Source organism: Pseudoalteromonas sp. GW168-MNA-CIBAN-0100 (genome assembly GCF_040309225.1).
GTDB classification, from domain to species: domain Bacteria; phylum Pseudomonadota; class Gammaproteobacteria; order Enterobacterales; family Alteromonadaceae; genus Pseudoalteromonas; species Pseudoalteromonas arctica.
In genome coordinates this window covers 119,090-139,752 of sequence record NZ_JBEOOL010000008.1, presented here as the reverse complement: position 1 = coordinate 139,752, position 20,663 = coordinate 119,090, and the positions used below count along the sequence as shown (strand labels likewise).

Sequence of the window (20,663 nt, the reverse complement as noted above, 5' to 3'; positions counted from 1 at the left end):
AATTTGGCCCTTTTTAGTTTCTAGTTAACGCTATTTATTCAAATAATGCGTCAATAGTACCTTGCGCAAGAGGGTGATACCCAGGGCGTGCTTTTAAGTACACGCTTTGTGCCCAGTCTTTTTTACCGTTAGTGATAAGTGATTTATATAACGGCACAATTAACTTACGACGGCCAATACCTGATAAGTGCTTATTAAGCGCAGGATAAATTGGTTGATAACCATTACCTACTGCTAGCATAAACCAAGCAAACGCACGTTCAGCGTTAGTTGATTGCGTTAGGTTAAATTCACTATCAAGCTCGCTCATTTTCTCTATGCTTAAATCGCGTGGTAAGTTATTTAAAAAGTGTAGCCACTCATGCACAGACCAATCAGCCGTTGGTAGTTGAGCTGCTGTTGTGTCGCCTTTCAACCATGCTGCTGTTGCAGTATCTACTTTATCAAATGCATCAGAAGTAGGGTTTGGCGCATCACTTGGTAAGCCAGGCTCAAAAATCCATTCGTTTACTTTATCCATACTTACAACACCAGGGTACTTCTCAATTAAGTTAGCTTTTAAGTAAGTAACAAATTGCGCGGTAGTAAGTGATTTAAACGAAAATTCTTTAAAGTATGCTTTTACAAACGGGTCAAACTTATCGCGGCCATATTTGTTTTCTAGATAGATTAAAAATAACTGACCTTTAGTGTAAGGCACTGAGCTAAACGCATCGTCTGGGTCGCGGCCATTAAGTTTTAAATTAAGGCGTGTATCTGGTGCATCAATTGTTTTAATTTGTGCGCGTAAAGACGCTGAATCAAGTGCTTGTTCCATAACCGCACGGTCATGACCAAATACTTCTTCCATAATGCGGTTTTCAACGTACGAGGTAAAACCTTCGTTTAACCATAAATCTTCCCACGTTGCGTTAGTTACTAAGTTACCTGACCAAGAATGAGCAAGCTCATGGGCAATAAGGTTCACTAAGCTTTTATCACCGGCAACAACCGTTGGGGTTATAAATGATAAGCGTGGATTTTCCATGCCACCAAACGGAAAGCTAGGCGGTAGCATTAATAAGTCGTAACGACCCCATGCATATTCGCCGTACATAGCGTTTGTTTTGTCGATCATGGCTTGGGTGTCGTCAAACTCAGCAACTGAGGCATCTAAAATAGTAGGCTCAGCAAATATGCCCGTTTGATGCGACATTGCTTTAAATTCTAAGTTACCTGCGCCAATAGCAATTAGGTAAGGTGAAATTGCTTGCGGCATATCAAAAATGTAGTCGCCATCTTTATAAAGCGCATCTTTGTTATCAGCACTCATTACAGCACGTATATCTTTTGGTGTATGAATTCGTGCAGAGTAAGTTACACGCATTGCGGGTGTATCTTGCACTGGGATCCAACTACGCGCATGAATTGCTTGCGATTGGCTGTACATGAATGGGTGCGTTTTACTTGCCGTTTGCTCTGGTGTTAACCACTGCAGGCCAGATGCTTCAGGACGGCTGTTGTAGTAAATACGAACTACCTCAGCTTGGTTTTTAAACACAATGGTAAGCTTTGAGCCTTTAACATCATCTCGCTTAGCTAAATCAAAAGTCGCTTTTTTCCAGTTACCGCTTTGATCTTTGTACATTACTTTATCAATGTCTAAGTCGCGGGTATCAAGTACGAGAGTTCTACTTTTGCTGTTGTTCCACTGAAGAGTATGCTCTACAAAACCTTCTAACTGCTTGTCGGCAAAATCGACATCTAAATCAAGGTTTAAGTGAGTAGTAACAACATCATCAAGGTTAGCATACGAGTTTTGGTCAATCGCATTAGCCATTGCTTGCGAACACATACCCGCCATAGCGAGGCTTAAAAAAAGAGGTTTAATTTTCATCATTACTCTGAACACAAATAAAAAAGTGCTGGTTTTATATCACGATTGACACGGCGGGTTGAGTGATTTTTACAATCTAGTGCCACATTTGCGACGATGAGGTAAACTATTGCGATTAGTTACCGGTATTTTTAGAGAGCTTTGTGGCGCATTCATTACACTCATTACATACATTCGCATTAAACAGCCAATGCCAAAATTTTGTTGAAATTACTCAGCTTGAGCAACTTAAAACGCAAAGTTTTAGTGCACCGTTTTGTTTGCTAGGCGAGGGCAGTAATACCGTATTTTTAAATGACTACATGGGTACGGTTATAAAAATAGCCTTAAAAGGCATTAAAATTACCGAGCGTGAGAGCGACACACTAATAAGTATTGCTGCAGGCGAAAACTGGCATCAACTAGTCAGTTATTTATTAGAGAAAAATATACCCGGGCTTGAAAATCTAGCACTTATACCGGGCACTGTTGGCGCATCGCCGGTACAAAATATTGGTGCTTATGGCGTTGAGATAGCTAAATTTGTTGAATTGGTAGAATACTTCGATATAACCACTAAAACTATGCACTCACTAAATAACGAGCAATGTGAATTTGCTTACAGAGACTCAATATTTAAAAATGCTCTCAAAAATAAAGCGGTGATCACGCAAGTGCATTTAGCGCTCCCAAAAAAATGGCAACCAGTATTAAGTTATGGCCCCCTGCAGCAGCTCTCAAGCATTACCCCGCAAGCAGTATTCGATCAGGTTATAAAAACGCGCAATAGCAAATTACCTAACCCACATACACTTGCCAATGCGGGTAGCTTTTTTAAAAACCCAATAATAACCAACCAGCAGTTAGCTGAGCTATTAAAGGAATTTGCAGATTTACCTCATTACGAATATGGACAAAGCCATCACAAGGTCGCAGCAGGTTGGCTAATCGATAAAAGTGGTTTAAAAGGGCACCGTGAGGCTGGTATAGAAGTGCATCAACAACAAGCATTAGTACTTGTTAATCACGGAAATAGTGAGGGTATTGACCTAATAAAAATGATTAAACACATTCAGCAAGTGGTTTATACGCGTTACAGCATTATGCTAGAACACGAAGTGCGTTTAATAGATGCGCGCAGCGAATGCCATATTAACGCGGAGCCTGAGCAATGAAAGCACCTGATGGAAACAAACTCGCTATTTTAAATGCACTTAACCAAGGGGGCTTTGTATCTGGCCAAGCCTTGGGTGAAAAGCTAGGAATTAGCCGAGCTGCGGTGAGTAAACATATCAAAACGTTACAAGAAATGGGCTTGGATATTTTTAAAGTGACTGGCAAGGGCTACTGTTTGAATAGTCAGGTGGGCCTTTTAAATAAAACACAAATTGATCAGCACTACAAAGCGCTAGGTGCTAATACTGCCTATGTAGAAGTACACCCTATTATTGATTCGACCAACAGCGAGCTTATGCGCCGTATACAGGCTAAAACAGCGCTTGAGTCTGGCACTGTTATTGTTGCTGAAATGCAGCAAGCAGGGCGCGGCCGACGCGGCCGTGTTTGGCAATCCCCATTTGGCGCTAATTTGTATTACAGTTACTTTTGGCGTTTAGATGACGGGCTTCAAGCTGCAATGGGTGTATCAATTGCGGTAGGCCTTGCTGTTTATGATGCAATTAAAGCGTTATACCAAATTGACGTAGAGCTTAAATGGCCTAACGATATTTATATAAATAAACAAAAACTTGCAGGTGTATTGGTTGAATTAGATGGGCAACCGCAAGGACCTTGTCAGTTAGTGATTGGTATAGGTATTAATTTACAAATGCCTGAGAGTTTTAGCCAACATATAGACCAAGCGTGGACCGACTTAAATCAACATACTCAAAAGCTTGATAAAAACCAGCTGGTGGCGTCACTTACTTATTATTTAGAGCAGCGTTTAGTGCAGTATCGTCAAACTGGCTTACAAGATATGTATGAGCAATGGAATTCGCTTAATGCGTTTGCTGGCGATTATGTTGAGCTAAATACAGGGCACCGAAGCTGGCGTGGAATATGTGAAGGTATTGACCCTCAAGGTGGAATACGAATTCGCCAAGATGGTGAAGTAAAAAGTTATTACGGTGGGGAAGTATCCCTCAGAAAGGCGCAAGTATGAGATTACTGATCGACGTGGGAAATACATCACTAAAAGCTGTGCTGTGGCATAACGAGCAAGCACAACCAGCAGATATAAATAACCTGCCTTGGTTACAAATAACTGAAGTGATTTATGCGTGCGTAGGGCGCAGTGATTTACTAAACGATATTCGCGCGCAAGCGGCTAGCAATAATATTACTTGCTTTGAAGCCAAGGTAACCAAAACGCTTGGAGATCTTGTATGCGCTTACGAGCATGTGGGTAACTTAGGCATAGACAGGTGGCTTGCGCTTATTGCAGGCTTTACGTTATATCCAAACACAGCATGTATTGTTGTTGATGCGGGTACTGCGACAACAATTGATGTGCTCGATAGTGAAGGCCTACATTTAGGTGGCTGGATTTTACCCGGGCTTGATTTAATGACCTCGTCGCTTACACAAAACACCCAACGTGTTTTTGATGACGGTAAAACACCGTTTACTAATGAATTGGGTAAAAACACGCCAAATGGTTTAAAAAATGGTGCCTTAGTGGCAACCATCGGGGCAATTGAGCAAGCTAAGCTGAATTTAACGGCTCAAAAAACAGAACAAGCAACACAAATTATTTTTGCTGGTGGCTATGGCTCACTATTGCAGCAGCAATTTGCAGGAAGTATTTTTGATTCATTGCTCGTAATGAAGGGATTGAATTATTGGTACGAATTAACCGAAACAGTATAAAAAAGTGCAAAAAACGCGTTTTCGCGTGAATATTGAGCATTTAAACTAAAAATTTACACTTTTTTTAATTTTATTGTTGCATCCCAATAAACCTTACTCTAATATCTCGCCCCGTACTAAAGCAGTGCCGACTTAGCTCAGCTGGTAGAGCAACTGACTTGTAATCAGTAGGTCAACCGTTCGACTCGGTTAGTCGGCACCACTTTCCTTTTACCGGAAGTGAATTAGTAGAGAATTATCGTGGAGGGGTTCCCGAGCGGCCAAAGGGATCAGACTGTAAATCTGACGGCTCAGCCTTCGCTGGTTCGAATCCAGCTCCCTCCACCACTTTATTCTTGACGGTTAGAGGTAGTTTAAGAACAGATTTTTATGCGGGCATCGTATAATGGCTATTACCTCAGCCTTCCAAGCTGATGATGCGGGTTCGATTCCCGCTGCCCGCTCCAGTTCTTGTGTTGCTGATATAGCTCAGTTGGTAGAGCGCACCCTTGGTAAGGGTGAGGTCGGCAGTTCGAATCTGCCTATCAGCACCAGTCCTAAGAATCTCCTTGATTACTTCCTTTATCTGTCAGAAAATACTATTTGAAAAAATTAACTTAATCTACCTCTGGTGGATTATTTTCATATGTAATTTAGATACACAAAACTGATAGGTTCCGTCATGGCAAAAGAAAAGTTTGAACGCGTAAAACCGCACGTAAACGTTGGTACAATCGGCCACGTTGACCACGGTAAAACTACACTAACTGCAGCAATCACTAACGTACTTGCAAAAGTATACGGCGGTGTTGCTAAAGATTTCGCATCAATCGACAACGCTCCAGAAGAGCGCGAACGTGGTATCACTATTTCAACGTCTCACGTTGAATACGATACTCCTTCACGTCACTACGCACACGTAGATTGTCCTGGTCACGCCGATTATGTTAAAAACATGATCACTGGTGCTGCTCAAATGGACGGCGCGATCTTAGTAGTTGCTGCGACTGATGGCCCTATGCCACAAACGCGTGAGCACATCCTTCTTTCTCGTCAAGTTGGCGTTCCTTACATCATCGTGTTCATGAACAAATGTGACATGGTAGATGACGAAGAGCTACTTGAACTAGTAGAAATGGAAGTTCGTGAACTTCTTTCAGAATACGATTTCCCAGGTGATGACTTACCTCTAATCGCGGGTTCTGCGCTTAAAGCGTTAGAAGGCGAGAAAGAGTGGGAAGATAAGATTGTTGAGCTTGCAAACGCACTTGATACTTACATCCCAGAGCCAGAGCGTGACATCGATAAGCCTTTCATCATGCCTATCGAAGACGTTTTCTCAATCCAGGGTCGTGGTACTGTTGTAACTGGTCGTGTTGAAGCTGGTATCATCCGCATCAATGACGAAGTAGAAATTGTTGGTATCAATGATACAACTCGTTCTACTTGTACTGGTGTTGAAATGTTCCGTAAGCTTCTAGACGAAGGTCGTGCTGGCGAAAACATCGGCGCACTTCTACGTGGTACTAAACGTGAAGACGTTGAACGTGGTCAAGTACTAGCTAAGCCTGGTTCAATCAACCCACATACTACATTCACTTCAGAAGTATACGTACTTTCGAAAGATGAAGGTGGTCGTCATACTCCATTCTTCAAAGGTTACCGTCCACAGTTCTACTTCCGTACAACTGACGTAACAGGTGACGTACAGTTACCAGATGGCGTAGAAATGGTAATGCCTGGTGATAACATCAAGATGACAGTAACTCTAATCGCACCAATCGCGATGGATGAAGGTCTTCGTTTTGCTATCCGTGAAGGTGGTCGTACTGTAGGTGCTGGTGTTGTAGCAACTATCGTAGCGTAATAATTAACGTTAAAGTTAATTGTTAGAAAAAGGTCACTCAGGTGGCCTTTTTTAATGCCTGAAGAAAAGTGATTTGCTCCTAGGTATAGCTTTATTGCCGTAGCTTAGGTTGAGTTTTACGAAACCCGAGGAAAAAGGTTGCTGAAAATAACTGAGCTCTTAGATATAAAAAAAGCACGGCTAGGCCGTGCTTATATTGAGTTAGCTCTTGGTCTTTTAGCCAATTACTAATATATGATAAAAGCTTTAATGCTTTTTCGCATACTCTTCAGCTTGTTTTAAAACTCTTAATAAATTACCGCTAAGAATCTTTTTAATATCTTTGTCGCTGTAATCTCTGTCCATTAAACCTTGAACAAGATTAGGATAGCTAGATACATCTTTTAAACCGATAGGTAATGAATCGCCAACTCCATCATAATCAGAGCCAATACCTACATAATCAATACCAATTAGCTCAACTACGTGATCAATATGGTCAAGTACTTGCTCAAGGCTTGCAAATGGGTATGGGTTTTTAGCACGGTATGCAGCATCAAAATCTTTGCTTAATTTAGTGCCGTCTTTTTTAACGGACTCTTTTTTGCTTTTTAACTGCTTGCCCCAACTGCCTGCTTTAGCGGTAACAAAGCTTGAGCCAAAGTTAATTTGAATAACGCCGCCATTTTCTTTAAGTGCCAATAGCATATCGTCATTCATATTACGCTCAAAGCCAGGCGTGTATTTACGAAGTGATGAATGTGAGGCAATTACGGGTGTTTTAGATAGATCCATAACCTGATAAAACGCATCATCAGAAATATGCGAAACGTCGATTAGCATACCAATATTATTCATTTCAGTGACAAGCTTTTTACCAAATGGGCTCAAGCCTTTCCATTTACGGCGTATATCGTAAGACGAATCCGAAATATGGTTGCTTTGCGAGTGCGCTAGCGTAATGTAGCGAATGCCACGGTCGTAAAAGTGCTGAAGGTTTTTCATATCCCCTTCAATAGGAGAGCCGTTTTCCATACCCATCGCTATAGAAAGCTTGCCTTGTTTAAATTGCTCTTCTATATCAGTACTTGAGCTAGCAATAGCAAACTTATCGGGCGCGCGCTGGGCTATGGCTTCCATACTATCAATCATTTGATTGGCTAGCTGGTAGCTTTTTCCTTTACCTTCAAATTCCAAATGCGCAGGAATATAAATCGACATAAACGGTGCGTTTAAACCGCCTTTTACAGCGCGAGGGTAGTCAAAATCGCCATCAGTTGTCGCTTTAGTTACATCAACCCAGCTTTCGTGAATTCGATAAGGTACGTCGATATGGGTATCAATTAAAATGGTGTCTTTAGCGAGTTTAATTGCCTTGCCAGATGCTGTTATTGTTGGTTCTGCTTGGGCTTGGCTAGTTAAAGCTAGTGATATGGCTACCACTAGAGTGCTGAGTTTTATCATGTTTTGGCTCTTTGGGTAAAAAGCCATTGTGTACGTTCAATTCAAAAGTTACAAGTACTACACCTTAATCAAACGCCTCTGCTTGATGCTCTTCACTTTGCAGCGCTTTAAATTCGCCCTTAGAAATAATAGTAACTGACTCATGTAATTCTGAGAAAAACACCATTGCTTCGCCATTTTTAAGCTGTAGCTTAACTTGGTTAACTTTAGATTCGATGCTTGCTTCTACTTCGCCATAATCGGTGCCTTCGCGCAGCACATAGCTTTCTATTAGGTTGTATAGTGTATCTTTATCGAGTTGTTCAAAAGGGATAATCATAATTGCTCTTTGTTTGCGTTGCCTAAAACATGTTGCCCAAAATAGCATGGCACGGCTTTCTCTAACCAAAATATAGGCTTAAACGGATTTTTACCGCTAATAAAACCAACGTGTCCGCCTTTGTCAGAGATGCGCAGCGTAACATGCTCACTTACGTCTTGCCTACTTGGTACGGCCTTAATTGAGAGCATAGGGTCGTCTTTTGCATGAATAATAAGTGTAGGTATAGCGATATCTTTTAAGTACGGCATTGCACTGGCTTTGCGATAGTAATCGTGTGCGTTTTCAAAACCATGCAGAGGGGCTGTTAACTGATTATCAAACTCTAATAAATCGTCAATTTTCATTAACTGTTTTGGCGTTAATGAAATTTGCTGCTTAATTTGTGGTAGCTTTCGCTGCATTGATTTTTTCATGCGATCGAGCAGATATTTTTGGTAAATTTTACCTAAGCTTTTACGAATAACATCGCTTGATGACGACAAATCATAAGGAGCAGATACCACCGCTGCAGCACTTAGTGGGCATGCTTGTGATTGTTCACCTAAGTATTTGGCCAGTACGTTACCGCCTAACGAAAAACCTACAGCGACCATAGTGCGCTCAGGAAATTGCAGCTTTAAGTGATTTATAAAAAAGGCTAAATCGGCGGTGTCACCGCTGTGATAAGCGCGAGGTAGGCGATTGACTTCAGTTGAGCAATTTCTAAAGTGCATAAGCACCACTGCATAACCTTGCTTTTTTAACGCCTTCATCATGCCTTTAGCATAAAAGCTATTTATGTTGCCCTCAAGGCCATGTAAAACAACGGCAAGTGGAGCGGTTTCGTTATGTGGAAGTGACCATGCTAGCTCAATAAAGTCACCATCAGGTGTATCAAGTTGCTCAAGTTCGTAGCGAGTGTGGTGAAATGGGCGGAAAAAACGCGGCATTATGGTTTGAACGTGACGATTGGTCATCCACCATGCTGGTTTGAACTGAGAGATCATGTTTGTACTACGCACTTTGTATTAAACGAAAAGCTAGTGTACCAAATTTTTCGCTTCAGAAAATAAAAAGCGCCTAACTAGTAAACTAATAAGGCGCTTTAGTGCGTCGTGCTTAATTTTGTTCGGGGATTTCTGCATCATGTATTTTTTTCAAAAAGAAAAAAGCAAAAAATATACACAAAGAAACAACGATGGTTAAAAACCCAAAAGACATAAATAAAACTGGATCTGTAAAAAAGTCTCTAAAGAATACGTTCATGAGTTGTTCCCCTCGTTGTTGATGGGTTAATCATAGGCGGTGTTTGCAGGTCGCAACGTGATCGAGATCAAGTTATTTACATAAGCAGATATAGGGGTGAAGCTAAGTTGATTTAGATCATGCTTTAAAGGCTACTAAGTTATTACCACTGAGAGCTAAGAGAGTTTTTCGCTTGAAATAGTGAGCTGATTGTAATCCATGTTTTTTCACTTTATCTAAAAGCGTAGCGCTTTTAACTTTTTTGAGTAAACCACTTAAAGATTTTTTGCACAAAGAGAAAAGAATGAGAAGTAAATGAGGGTAGAGCAACAAACTGCTCAATATTTATATCTAAGTAATTTAGTTTGTTTTCCTCTAAAAGCGAAGCGCCTCTTAACCTCTTTGTGAGTAAATTACTTAAAGGTCTTTGCGCAAAAAGAAGAAAAAGAGAAGAAAATTAGGGCAGGGTAATAAAATGCTGAGCTAAACAATCGCTCAATATTTATATTTTTATCTAAGTAATCTAGTTTGTTTTTCCTCTAAAAGCGAAGCGGCTCTTAACCTCTTTGTGAATAAATTACTTAAAGGTTTTTTGCACAAAGAAAATAGAATGAGCAGTAGAAGAGGGTATAAAAAGTAGCAGCCTAAGTGGCTTTCATATACAGCTCAATATTGTTTGGTGCTGCATGCTCGATTAATTCAAACTCATTTACTGCTTCAATCAACATATGTTGCTGTTGTTTTTCAAGCTTTAGCTCAGTGCTTAGTAACTCTGCGCGTATTGTGGCGTAATCACTTATCGTATTCTGATTAGCTTTTAAATAGCTACGGGCAGCGCGCAGAGGTTGTAATGCGTGAGTATCAAACTCACTAATTACGTTTATTAATGTATTTAGTTGTTGAGCATTAACACTTAAATTTAATGAATCTAAATAAAGCAGTAATAAGCATAAATTAACATTTTTTCCTTGCTGGTTTTGTAGTGCCAGCAAGGTTGTTTGTTGATCAGGCTTTGCGTACAAGGTGCACGCAAACTGCCAAAAATGGTCGCTATTGAGCAAGTTCATCGGCGAATGCCTGCTCTTTTTCTTCCATTTCTTCAAGTGCCATAAGTAGCTCTTCTTCAACGTCGTTAAGCTTAGGCGTAAGGGTTGCTTGCTTGGCTAATAACTCTTTAAGCTTGGCTTTGTTGTCGTCGTTGTACAGTTCGTTATCACCTAAGGTCACTTCAACTTCACTTAATTCGGCGGTAAATTTATCGAGTTGCTTTTCAAGCTTTTCAATTTGCTTTTTAAGTGGCTGAGTGGCTTTTCTAAATTCAGCCTCTAAGCGCTTTTGCTCTTTTCGGTTAACGCCTGGGTTTGCTTTAGGCTCGTCGGTTTGCTGCGCTTTAACCGCTTCTTTATTCGCGTTAAGTAACCATTGATAATATGCATCTAAGTCGTAGCCAAACTGAGTTACTTTGCCGTCATCTACTAAGTAAAACTCATCGGCAGTATTTTTAAGCATATGGCGATCATGCGATACGGTAACCATAGCGCCTTCAAAGCCTTGTAGTGCCATAACAAGTGCATGGCGCATTTCTAAATCAAGGTGGTTGGTTGGCTCATCCAGTAATAATAAGTTTGGCTTTTGATATACCAACATGGCAAGCACTAAACGTGCTTTTTCGCCGCCCGAAAATGGGGCTACAGGCTCAAGTGCTTTATCGCCAATGAAGGCAAAGCCGCCTAAAAAGTCACGTAGTGATTGTTCAGTGGCTTTTGGGTCTAGTCGTTGTATGTGCGTTATTGCACTGGCTTTTAAATCAAGAGATTCCAGCTGATGCTGCGCAAAGTAACCAATATTTAATCCGTGATGCTGAATAACTTCGCCCGCTTGCGGCTCTAAATCACCAGAAAGCAGTTTAATTAACGTTGATTTACCCGCGCCATTTCGACCAAGTAAAGCAATTCGGCTACCTGGTACAAGGTTTAGCTCTATATTATTTAAAATAGTGACGTCACCATAACCCGCTTTGGCTTTATCTATTGTCATTAGTGGGTTTGGTAATGCTTTTGGCTCTGCAAACTCAAAGTTAAATGGCGAGTCGGCATGTGCTGGCGCTAGTTTTTCCATGCGTTCCAGTGCTTTTACACGGCTTTGTGCTTGTTTAGCTTTACTGGCTTTTGCTTTAAAGCGCGTTATAAATTGCTCTAAGTGTGCAATTTGATCTTGCTGCTTATCAAACATTGCTTGTTGTTGTAGTAAACGCTCTGCTTTTTGGCGTTCAAACTGCGAGTAGTTACCTTTGTACACATTGATAAGTTGCTTATCTACATGCCAAATTTGGTCAACCACCGCATCTAAAAACTCACGGTCATGCGATATAAGTACAAGGGTGCCGGTATAAGCACGTAAAAAGCGTTCAAGCCAATAAACGGCATCTAAATCAAGGTGATTTGTTGGCTCATCGAGTAATAGTAAATCGGCGTCGCGTATTAATGCTTGGGCAAGGTTTAAACGCATACGCCAACCACCCGAAAACGAGCTGACAGGGTTTTCTATTAGGTTATTGGCAAAGCCTAAGCCGTGTAATAGCTCACCTGCGGTTGATTCAATGCTGTAGCCTTTAATGTTTTCAAGCTGAATATGTACTTTGGCTTGTGTGTCGCCATCGTTGTTTTTCTCGGCCTCACGCAGTGCTATGCGCATTGCGTAGTATTCTGGGTGGCCTTGAAGTACATAATCAATCGCGCTTATTTCAAGTGCAGGTGTCTCTTGCTTAACAGAGGCAATAGACCAATCTTTTGGAATGCTGCAGTTACCGGCATCTAGTTGCAGTTCTGATTTTAGTAAACCAAATAGCGTTGATTTTCCACAGCCATTAGCGCCAACAAGGCCTACTTTGTGCTCTGGGAATAACGTAGCTGATGCGTTTTTTAATAAGGCTTTACCGCCACGAAGTAGTTCTATTTCTGAGATTTGGATCATGAATGCGTTACTTTGCTGTGCCCTTGTTAAGTTGGCGCTATCATAACATAGAACTTAATGCTCTTATCAAGCGTATCAACAAGTGAAGTTATACGATAAAATAGCGGCAGTTCAAACCACAGGAAAAATGTTGTGAGACAAAAGAAGCGATTTATTGCTGGTGCATCGTGCCCTGACTGCAAAGCCATGGATACTATGATGCTATACAGAGAACATGATGTTGAAAAAGTAGAGTGTGTTGAGTGTGGTCATAAAATGGCGCAACCCGATAACGCTGTTCAGGCGTCTACTCGCCAATTTGAACAAGTAATTGGTGTATTTAAACCGGGCGACTAACCCGGTTTTTTATTGCCTAATTTTTACCGGTTTTAGTAATGCGGCGGAGGCGGCTCAGGTGCTTCAGACATCATAGACGATGATGACTGCGACTCTTTAATTTTTTCTGCTAGCAGCTCAGTTTGGCGTTTCATTTTTGCTAAAAGTTGCTGGTGCACTTTTATTTCATCATTTAAGACTTCAATTGTTTCGTCTTGAAAAGCCACTTTGGCTTCAAGTTCCATTAAGCGATGTTCAATTGTGTTCATTATTCTCTCGTATAATAAATCGCTCTGCGATACCGCTGGAGCTTTCGGTTAACAACGACTTACCGTTATCTGTAAATGTCACATCTAGCACCACCGCCGATTTAGGCTTACTGCCTTCGCGCGGGGTAACCTGCCAAGTTTGAATTTTTTCACCGCTTGGTATTTGCCACAAATCTACGCGCTTATTTGGTGAGCCGGTTGCAAGCAAAGTGCCTTGTTCGTTAAAACGCACAGCAGTAAAAATTTTCTGACGCGCAATATACTTCAGTTTACTCACAAGATCACCTGTAGTCAGCTTCCATACATTTGCTTGTGCCATACTATCGGCCGTAAACGCATAGCGACCTTGTGGATCGAGCGTCACTTGGGTAACACGCGTTGGGTGATTAAAACGATGAATTACTTGCCCTGTACGTGTATCCCAAAAGTAAGCAACATAATCGTTAGAACCACTTAAGGCGTAGCGTCCGTTAGGTGATAGGTCAACGGTGTTAACTTTATCTTGATGACCTAAAAACTCAATACGACGTCCGGTTTCTAGGTTTACAAATACGACAACGCCGTCGCTACGGCCGTATAAAACACTACGGCCTTGATTGCTAATAGCAATATCGCGAATACTGGCTTTTTGTATTTTGTAATAACCTTTATTTTTGCCTGTGGCTATATCCCACACAGCAAACGTGGTTTTTTCGGCGGTAACAGCCACGCTGTTATCAAAAGCAATAGCAACGGCGTATACCAAACTGTCTTGATCTTGCTGCTGAAACCATTGGTATTTTAGTACCTGCTGTTGATTATCCCACAGGGCGACCCCATGGTTGATAGAGGAGATCAAACTGTATTTACCATCGTTTGAAAGTGTTGATGAAAACGCACCTTGTGCAGCATGTTCGTAACTTGCTACAGCGTGTTGTTTTTTATCGGTACAGGCGATGGCTAAAAAACAGCTAAATACGATTAAAAAAGTACGAAATATCGACATATTACAGGTATTTCCCCTTAACTCTTAGTGACTGAGAGGTTAGACTAGGACGCGTTAAATGCCTAGGTTGTTTGTCTAATCACTGGATATGTTTTTAGTTTAGCTAACAATGTGGAATTTAGTCATTAAACAAGCAGCCTATCATGTGGGCCGTTAATCTTTAACTAGTAATAATACATTAAAATGACAACTGCAAAGTGTGTCGGAGATTTAAAATGAAAAAGACGATTAGATTGTCATTGATTGCAGCGTCAGTTTTAGCGCTTACAGCTTGTAATCAAGAAACAAAAAAAAGAACAAGCTGAAGTTAAATTAGACACTGTAGAACAGCAACAAGCATACGGTATTGGTGCATCTGTAGGTAACTTTTTAAATAAAGACTTAGCAGACAAAACAGAAATTGGTATTGAACTAGACCAAGCACTTCTAATCCGTGGTTTTGAAGATGCACTTGCTGGTAATGCAAAAATTGACGAAGAAAAAATTCGCGAAGTATTAACTGAACTAGATACATCAGTACGCACTAAGCAAGAAGAAAAAGCAAAAGTAGAGTCTGAAAAAAGCAAAGAAGCGGGTGTTAAATACCTAGCTGACAACGCTAAAAAAGAAGGCGTTACAGTAACTGAGTCTGGCCTGCAGTATGAAGTACTTAGCGAAGGCGATGGCGAAAAGCCAGTAGCAACTGATGTAGTTAAAGTACACTACAAAGGTACTTTATTAGACGGTACTGAGTTTGATAGCTCATATGCACGTAACGAACCTACAACTTTCCCTCTTAACCGCGTAATTGCTGGTTGGACTGAAGGTTTACAACTTATGTCAGTGGGTTCTAAGTACAAGTTCACTATTCCTTCAGAACTTGCTTACGGCGACCGTGACTTAGGTAAGATTCCAGCTAATTCAACACTTGTATTTGAAGTTGAATTACTTGAAATTCAAAATGAAGAAGCACCAGCACAATAATAAGTTTATTGTGTAAATGCAAAAAGGGACCTTAGGTCCCTTTTTTAATATGCGTAAATAACATATTAGTTTGCGTGATTAGAAAACAAGTTATCAATAAGCTCATCTTCAAGTGCAAAGCGTGCTTCTAATGCCTCACCAATAACAGACAAGTCATCATCAAAACCCTTTAACAAGTCTTCTTTGTCTACTTCAGCGTACTTATCATTAAAATCTAACGCTATGTCGGTTGTACTGGAAATACGCGGGTAAATAGAGTTTGCAAGCTCTTGGCTCTGTAAGCCCTTTTTTTCACATGCTTTTGCTATATCGTCATACACTTCAAAATGGCCCGCAGATAGGTAATCCATTAAAAGTTGGCAAAATGATTCAATTAGTTTTGGCTCTGGCAATGCTTGATCTTGTTTTTCGTACGGCGTAAAACCTGCAATTTTGCAATAAAGTACAATAAGGTCTTGGCGTTCGTTTAGCCATTTATCAATTACTGTGTGGCTACCACCCCATTTTTGTTGAGCTTTTTCTACACGCGTCAGCATAACTGTTCTCCTAGCTGGGTTGGTCTTTCAATTAGAATATAATAAGTTTATGTACATCAAGATATATTTAATTTGCGAGTATATCAACAAGTAAAGTTGAGCTACTTTGAGGGGTGTACCTTTTTATATAATCTAAGGCGAGGGATTTTATTTTAGGCAAGAAAAAACCACCAGTTACGGTGGTCTAATTTCTTTCAGTGACTTGTTATAACAAGCTTTCTTATTTTTATGAGATGATTTTTATTGTTATTATTTTAAAACATTTATTTTTATTGTTTTAAGATTTTTATTATTGTTTTTGTTAACGCGGGACAAACAATAACAAGGTTTTTGTAATGTTGCAAACATATTAATAAAAAGTTTTAAATGTTATTCTTTTTTGCTTGTTTTATAGTCAAAATGGATTAAAGCACGCCATTATATTGATCTGCCTCTAGGGAATATTGTTTTCGTCCCTAAGCAATAGAGGGTCGGAGAATATGGTGGTACAATCTTGCACAATTTATACAAGTCTTAGGATAATTTACGCCATGAGCGAATTAAAAAACGACCGTTATTTACGTGCACTTGCAAAACAACCTGTTGATGTAACTCCGGTATGGATGATGCGCCAAGCAGGACGCTATTTACCAGAGTATCGCGCTACACGTGCACAAGCGGGCGATTTTATGAGCCTGTGCCGTAATGCTGAGCTTGCATGTGAAGTAACACTGCAGCCATTACGTCGCTACCCGTTAGATGCCGCTATATTATTTAGTGATATTTTAACGATTCCAGATGCGATGGGTTTAGGTCTTTACTTTGAAACTGGCGAAGGCCCTAAGTTTGAACGTCCTATTTCATCACTTGCTGATGTTAAAAAAATTCCAAAGTTAGATCCTACAGACGAGCTTGGCTACGTAATGAACGCAGTAAGCACTATTCGTCGTGAACTTAAAGGTGAAGTACCGCTTATTGGTTTTTCTGGTTCACCTTGGACGCTAGCAACTTATATGGTTGAAGGCGGTAGCAGCAAAGTATTTGGTAAAATCAAAAAAATGGCGTTTGCAGAGCCGCAAACACTTCATTTATTACTCGATAAGTTAGCTGACTCAGTTATTGATTATTTAAATGCTCAAATTAAAGCTGGCGCGCAATCGCTAATGGTATTTGACTCATGGGGTGGTGTATTAAGCCCGCGCGATTACAACGAATTTTCACTGCAATATATGCATAAAATTGTAGATGGCTTAATTCGTGAATACGATGGTCGTAAAGTACCGGTTACTTTGTTCACTAAAAATGGTGGTCAATGGATTGAAGCTATTGCAGCAACAGGTTGTGATGCAATTGGTCTTGATTGGACTATTAATATTAGCGACGCTAAACGCCGTGTGGGTGATAAAGTAGCTCTACAAGGTAATATGGACCCATCTATGTTACACGGTACACCAGAGCGTATTCGTCAAGAAGTAGGCACTATTTTAGAAGACTTCGGTACAGGCAATGGCCACGTGTTTAACTTAGGCCACGGTATTACACCAGATGTAGACCCTGAAAATGCTGGTGTATTCATTAATGCAGTACATGAGCTAAGTGCTAAGTACCATAAGTAATAGCTACTTAAATAAACTTTAAAACTGTTTAAAAGTAAAAAACCCGCTAAGTTGCGGGTTTTTTGTTACCTATTTATAAAGGCTTTTAAAACTACTTATTTAAATAAGCGATTTAAACCATTTAATGCCGCAACACGGTAGGCTTCAGCCATGGTCGGGTAGTTAAATGTGGTATTTACAAAGTAGTCGATATTATTGCCACCATTTTTCTGTTCCATAATGGCTTGGCCAATGTGAACAATTTCAGATGCACGCTCGCCAAAACAATGTACGCCAAGTACTTCTTTGGTTTCAGTGTGGAATAATATTTTTAAACTACCTACTTCAGTGCCCGCAATTTGCGCACGTGCCAAATGCTTAAACTGAGCACGGCCAACTTCATATGGTACTTTAGCGGCTGTAAGCTCTTGCTCGGTTTTACCGACTGAGCTCATTTCTGGGATGGTATAAATACCGGCCGGAATATCAACAATCAGTCTGTCATCACAGTTACCACATGCAATTGCATCAGCAGCTATGCGACCTTGGTCAAACGCAGCACTAGCAAGGCTTGGATAGCCAATTACATCACCTACAGCGTAAACGTTATCAACTTCTGTTTGGTATGTTTCGTTAACTTTTAATTGGCCACGGCTATCGGCTTTTAAACCAATGGCTTCAAGGTTTAATGTATCAGTGTTACCAGTACGGCCATTAGCAAATAAAATACAGTCAGCTTTTACGCGTTTGCCTGATTTTAAATGCATAATAACGCAGTCGTCACGGGTCTCTATTCGGTCAAACTCTTCGTTGTGACGTATCACAATACCGCTGTTCCAAAAGTGATAGCTAAGCGCGTCAGATATTTCAGCATCCATAAAAGCAAGTAGTCGGTCGCGTGTATTAACTAAATCAACTTTAGCGCCTAAACCTTTAAATATAGAAGCGTACTCACAACCAATTACACCAGCGCCGTATATAAGTACGCGGTGAGGGTCGTGTTTAAGACCTAAAATAGTGTCGCTCTCATAAATACGAGAATGCGTAAAATCTACCTCTGGTGGGCGATAAGGGCGTGAGCCGGTTGCTATAACAATCGTTTTAGCAGTCAGTCGCTCAGTTGAACCATCATTTCGTTTTACTTCAATTGTGTGCTTATCTACAAAGCTCGCATCACCTTGAAACATATGAATGCGGTTACGATCGTAAAAGCTACTACGTAAATTAGATTGCTTAGAAATAACAGAACTTGCGTGACGTAAAATATCAGGAAATGTCAGGCGGCTAGGGCGCTCACCAACATTAAATAACGGATTTGCTTTGTATTCAATATAGCGGCTAACAGAGTGGCGAAGCGCTTTTGAAGGAATTGTTCCCCAATGTACACAACCGCCACCAACTGATTCTTGGCGTTCAATAACCGCTACTTTTTTGTCGTTTTTTGAAAGGTTCATGGCGGTACCTTCACCGCCAGGACCCGTGCCAATAATTATTGCATCATATTGGTATGTCACGGGTACTTTTTTTTGTTCTGGTTGTTTGGCCACAGCCACTCCTAAATTAATTAAAAGAGGCTTTTAATAACCTCGCATTAAGTGCTAGCCATGCCTGTTTTTGATTTTCCCAGGCGGCTTCCAACTCATGGTATTGTGCCATTAATGCTGAGCGTTCACACTGCTTTGCCATGTTATTTTTTTTAACTTCTAACACTTGTTTTTGTAGTGAACAATAATTTTGCAGTTTTTTCAGCAGTAAATCGTACTCTTGTTGTAATAATGTAATCTTATCTTGTGCTAAAGGCAATTTTGCAAGACGCGTTTGCGTTTTGCTCATTAGCGTTTCGGCCTTTGCTTTTTCGATACGTTCAACAGGTGTACGCTTCAATTTATTAGCTAAACCAACAGCTGCTAAAGAGCGGATCATCCATTTTGTTGGATCGTAATGAAACCATTTAATACCGTTACGGTAGTCGCTTGCAAAAATATGGTGGAAGTTGTGATACCCCTCACCGTATGTAAATAACGCTAAAAAGCCGTTATCGCGTGCCGTATTTTTTTCGGTGTATGGGCGAGAGCCCCAAATATGTGCAACTGAGTTTATAAAAAAGGTAAAGTGTTGGCTTAGTACTAAGCGTAGTAAACCTGCAAGAATTAACATACCCCACACATCACCAACTAATAAACCAAGTGCAAGAGGCAAACCTACGTTCATAGCAATAGCTAGTTTTAAGTAGTGCTTATGTTGCCACATAACGACTTTATTTCGTTGTAAATCACGACAATTACTATAGTCGTTGTAGCTATCGCCTTGGTAGTCACGTAACATCCAGCCGATATGGCTATACCAAAAACCATTGGTAGCCGCGTAAGGGTCTTTTATTGGGTCGTCAACTTGACCGTGATGTATACGGTGATCGCTACTCCAATGCAGAGCACTGTTTTGTAGTGCAAAAGCACCGCCTAGCGCAAAAATAAATTCAACTGCAGGGTGTGCGTTATAGGTTTTATGTGCCCATAATCGATGGTAGCCGGCAGTAATTGATAAGCCTGCGTAAAACATGCAGCCAACAAAAGCAATCCAATGCGCGCTGGTAAATCCGTAGCTAATGGCGTACCAAGGTACAAGTGTGGCAGCCGCCAAAAAGGTTAGGCTAAAAAATAGGACGTTTGTCCAAATAATCGGTGGTTTATTCATAATTCTCAATCTCAGCGTACAACTGTAAGCTAAAATAGTATTTCAAACTCTCGTCGTCAAGTATTAGACTGTACAATTGAGCTAATATCACTAAATATTCATATAAAATAATTCAGGGAGCTGTTGATGTCGGGTGTTAGAGCGCAACAGAAACAAAAAACACGACAGGCGTTAATTCAAGCGGCATTTAATCAGCTGAGTGCTGATCATAGTTTTTCGAATTTAAGTTTACGCGAAGTGGCACGAGAAGCTGGTATTGCCCCAACTTCTTTTTATCGTCATTTTAAAGACATGGATGAGCTAGGTTTAACCATGGTAGACGAAGCGGGCTTAACTCTTCGCCAACTAATGCGTCAAGCACGCAGACGAATAGCAAACGATGGCGGCAGTGTTATAAATACCTCAGTGGTTACTTTTATGGAGTTTATTGATAACTCAAGTAACCAATTTAGGTTGTTGCTGCGAGAACGATCTGGGACTTCTAAAGCATTTAGAGCCGCTGTAGCCCGCGAGGTAAAGCATTTTATTTTAGAGTTGGCTCACTATCTAGAAAGCGAAACTAAGTGCAACGCTATGCATGCCTATATTCAGGCGGAATCTATGGTAACGCTCGTATTTAATGCGGGTGCAGAAGCGCTCGATATAGAAGGATTGCAACGCGACGAATTGATTGAGCGCGTTATTTGGCAGCTGCGTTATATTACTCGTGGAGCCGGACATTACGTAAGAGAAAACACTGAACAAAGTTAGCAAATTTAAAAATTCATTGTAGATTTTTTGTGCCTATTTCTTT

At 40.6% G+C, this 20,663-nt stretch carries 18 protein-coding genes, 4 tRNA genes and 1 pseudogene; 12 read left to right on the top strand and 11 right to left on the bottom strand.

Going from position 1 to position 20,663, the window contains the following annotated elements; translation table 11 throughout:
- Window positions 1-34: 34 nt before the first annotated feature.
- Window positions 35-1,876 carry a M1 family metallopeptidase gene (locus AAEY62_RS06965; RefSeq protein ID WP_101163118.1) on the bottom strand — a complete coding sequence of 614 codons (1,842 nt, stop codon included), beginning with the start codon at window positions 1,874-1,876 and terminating at the stop codon, window positions 35-37.
- A gap of 143 nt (window positions 1,877-2,019) precedes the next feature.
- Between AAEY62_RS06965 and murB the strand changes: the two genes are divergently transcribed.
- From murB to tuf, 8 genes are all read left to right on the top strand, one after another.
- Window positions 2,020-3,030, top strand: a complete 1,011-nt coding sequence (gene murB, locus AAEY62_RS06960; RefSeq protein WP_101163117.1) for a UDP-N-acetylmuramate dehydrogenase — start codon at window positions 2,020-2,022, stop codon at window positions 3,028-3,030.
- Window positions 3,027-4,019, top strand: coding sequence for a bifunctional biotin--[acetyl-CoA-carboxylase] ligase/biotin operon repressor BirA (birA, locus tag AAEY62_RS06955; RefSeq protein WP_101163116.1), 993 nt, complete (start codon window positions 3,027-3,029; stop codon window positions 4,017-4,019). Before murB ends, birA begins: the two co-directional genes overlap by 4 nt.
- Window positions 4,016-4,726 (top strand): type III pantothenate kinase, encoded by a 711-nt coding sequence (locus AAEY62_RS06950; RefSeq protein WP_101163115.1) that lies wholly within the window; start codon window positions 4,016-4,018, stop codon window positions 4,724-4,726. Before birA ends, AAEY62_RS06950 begins: the two co-directional genes overlap by 4 nt.
- Before the next feature lie 126 nt (window positions 4,727-4,852).
- Window positions 4,853-4,928 (top strand) — tRNA-Thr (locus tag AAEY62_RS06945).
- Between the two features lie 40 nt (window positions 4,929-4,968).
- Window positions 4,969-5,053: transfer RNA gene (locus AAEY62_RS06940), tRNA-Tyr, on the top strand.
- A 44-nt stretch (window positions 5,054-5,097) separates the two neighbouring features.
- A tRNA-Gly gene (locus AAEY62_RS06935) sits at window positions 5,098-5,172 on the top strand.
- Window positions 5,173-5,183: 11 nt separating this feature from the next.
- Window positions 5,184-5,259 (top strand) — tRNA-Thr (locus AAEY62_RS06930).
- 128 nt (window positions 5,260-5,387) lie between these two features.
- A complete protein-coding gene (tuf, locus tag AAEY62_RS06925; protein ID WP_024589451.1) occupies window positions 5,388-6,572 on the top strand; it encodes an elongation factor Tu in 1,185 nt (394 codons plus the stop codon).
- A gap of 246 nt (window positions 6,573-6,818) precedes the next feature.
- On the opposite strand, the gene AAEY62_RS06920 is transcribed toward tuf, so the two are convergent.
- The 5 genes from AAEY62_RS06920 to AAEY62_RS06900 all read right to left on the bottom strand — a co-directional run bounded on the left by AAEY62_RS06920 (window position 6,819) and on the right by AAEY62_RS06900 (window position 12,534).
- Window positions 6,819-8,015 (bottom strand): dipeptidase, encoded by a 1,197-nt coding sequence (locus AAEY62_RS06920; RefSeq protein ID WP_101162985.1) that lies wholly within the window; start codon window positions 8,013-8,015, stop codon window positions 6,819-6,821.
- 64 nt (window positions 8,016-8,079) lie between these two features.
- Window positions 8,080-8,334 (bottom strand): YheU family protein, encoded by a 255-nt coding sequence (locus AAEY62_RS06915; RefSeq protein ID WP_007582257.1) that lies wholly within the window; start codon window positions 8,332-8,334, stop codon window positions 8,080-8,082.
- The gene (locus AAEY62_RS06910) at window positions 8,331-9,323 is read right to left on the bottom strand and encodes a hydrolase (RefSeq protein ID WP_007582255.1); all 993 of its coding nucleotides are present in this window, start codon (window positions 9,321-9,323) and stop codon (window positions 8,331-8,333) included. Before AAEY62_RS06910 ends, AAEY62_RS06915 begins: the two co-directional genes overlap by 4 nt.
- 882 nt (window positions 9,324-10,205) lie before the next feature.
- Window positions 10,206-10,628: a TIGR02444 family protein gene (locus AAEY62_RS06905; protein WP_101162982.1), complete on the bottom strand. Its 423-nt coding sequence runs from the start codon at window positions 10,626-10,628 to the stop codon at window positions 10,206-10,208.
- Window positions 10,612-12,534 carry an ATP-binding cassette domain-containing protein gene (locus AAEY62_RS06900; RefSeq protein ID WP_024589507.1) on the bottom strand — a complete coding sequence of 641 codons (1,923 nt, stop codon included), beginning with the start codon at window positions 12,532-12,534 and terminating at the stop codon, window positions 10,612-10,614. Before AAEY62_RS06900 ends, AAEY62_RS06905 begins: the two co-directional genes overlap by 17 nt.
- Window positions 12,535-12,666: 132 nt before the next feature.
- On the opposite strand from AAEY62_RS06900, the gene AAEY62_RS06895 reads away from it, so the two are divergent.
- A complete protein-coding gene (locus AAEY62_RS06895; RefSeq protein ID WP_007378899.1) occupies window positions 12,667-12,870 on the top strand; it encodes a YheV family putative zinc ribbon protein in 204 nt (67 codons plus the stop codon).
- Window positions 12,871-12,902: 32 nt separating this feature from the next.
- Here AAEY62_RS06895 and AAEY62_RS06890 read toward each other — a convergent pair whose 3' ends face one another.
- A complete protein-coding gene (locus AAEY62_RS06890; RefSeq protein WP_007378900.1) occupies window positions 12,903-13,118 on the bottom strand; it encodes a SlyX family protein in 216 nt (71 codons plus the stop codon).
- Complete coding sequence (locus AAEY62_RS06885) at window positions 13,105-14,103, bottom strand: WD40 repeat domain-containing protein (RefSeq protein WP_101162983.1); 999 nt, start codon at window positions 14,101-14,103, stop codon at window positions 13,105-13,107. Before AAEY62_RS06885 ends, AAEY62_RS06890 begins: the two co-directional genes overlap by 14 nt.
- A 215-nt stretch (window positions 14,104-14,318) precedes the next feature.
- Between AAEY62_RS06885 and fkpA the strand changes: the two are divergent.
- A pseudogene (gene fkpA, locus AAEY62_RS06880) lies at window positions 14,319-15,066 on the top strand (FKBP-type peptidyl-prolyl cis-trans isomerase).
- Between the two features lie 65 nt (window positions 15,067-15,131).
- Here the strand turns inward: fkpA and AAEY62_RS06875 are convergent.
- On the bottom strand, window positions 15,132-15,602 hold the full coding sequence (locus AAEY62_RS06875) for an Rsd/AlgQ family anti-sigma factor (protein WP_007582240.1): 471 nt from the start codon (window positions 15,600-15,602) through the stop codon (window positions 15,132-15,134).
- 530 nt (window positions 15,603-16,132) lie between these two features.
- Between AAEY62_RS06875 and hemE the strand changes: the two genes are divergently transcribed.
- On the top strand, window positions 16,133-17,197 hold the full coding sequence (gene hemE / locus AAEY62_RS06870) for a uroporphyrinogen decarboxylase (RefSeq protein ID WP_002961084.1): 1,065 nt from the start codon (window positions 16,133-16,135) through the stop codon (window positions 17,195-17,197).
- Window positions 17,198-17,292: 95 nt separating this feature from the next.
- Here hemE and sthA read toward each other — a convergent pair whose 3' ends face one another.
- Window positions 17,293-18,723: a Si-specific NAD(P)(+) transhydrogenase gene (sthA, locus tag AAEY62_RS06865; RefSeq protein ID WP_007582237.1), complete on the bottom strand. Its 1,431-nt coding sequence runs from the start codon at window positions 18,721-18,723 to the stop codon at window positions 17,293-17,295.
- Window positions 18,724-18,736: 13 nt separating this feature from the next.
- Entirely contained in the window at window positions 18,737-19,870 is a 1,134-nt protein-coding gene (locus AAEY62_RS06860; protein ID WP_024589509.1) for an acyl-CoA desaturase, read from the bottom strand.
- A gap of 126 nt (window positions 19,871-19,996) precedes the next feature.
- Between AAEY62_RS06860 and fabR the strand changes: the two genes are divergently transcribed.
- The gene (gene fabR / locus AAEY62_RS06855; RefSeq protein WP_007582233.1) at window positions 19,997-20,620 is read left to right on the top strand and encodes an HTH-type transcriptional repressor FabR; all 624 of its coding nucleotides are present in this window, start codon (window positions 19,997-19,999) and stop codon (window positions 20,618-20,620) included.
- Window positions 20,621-20,663 lie beyond the last annotated feature (43 nt).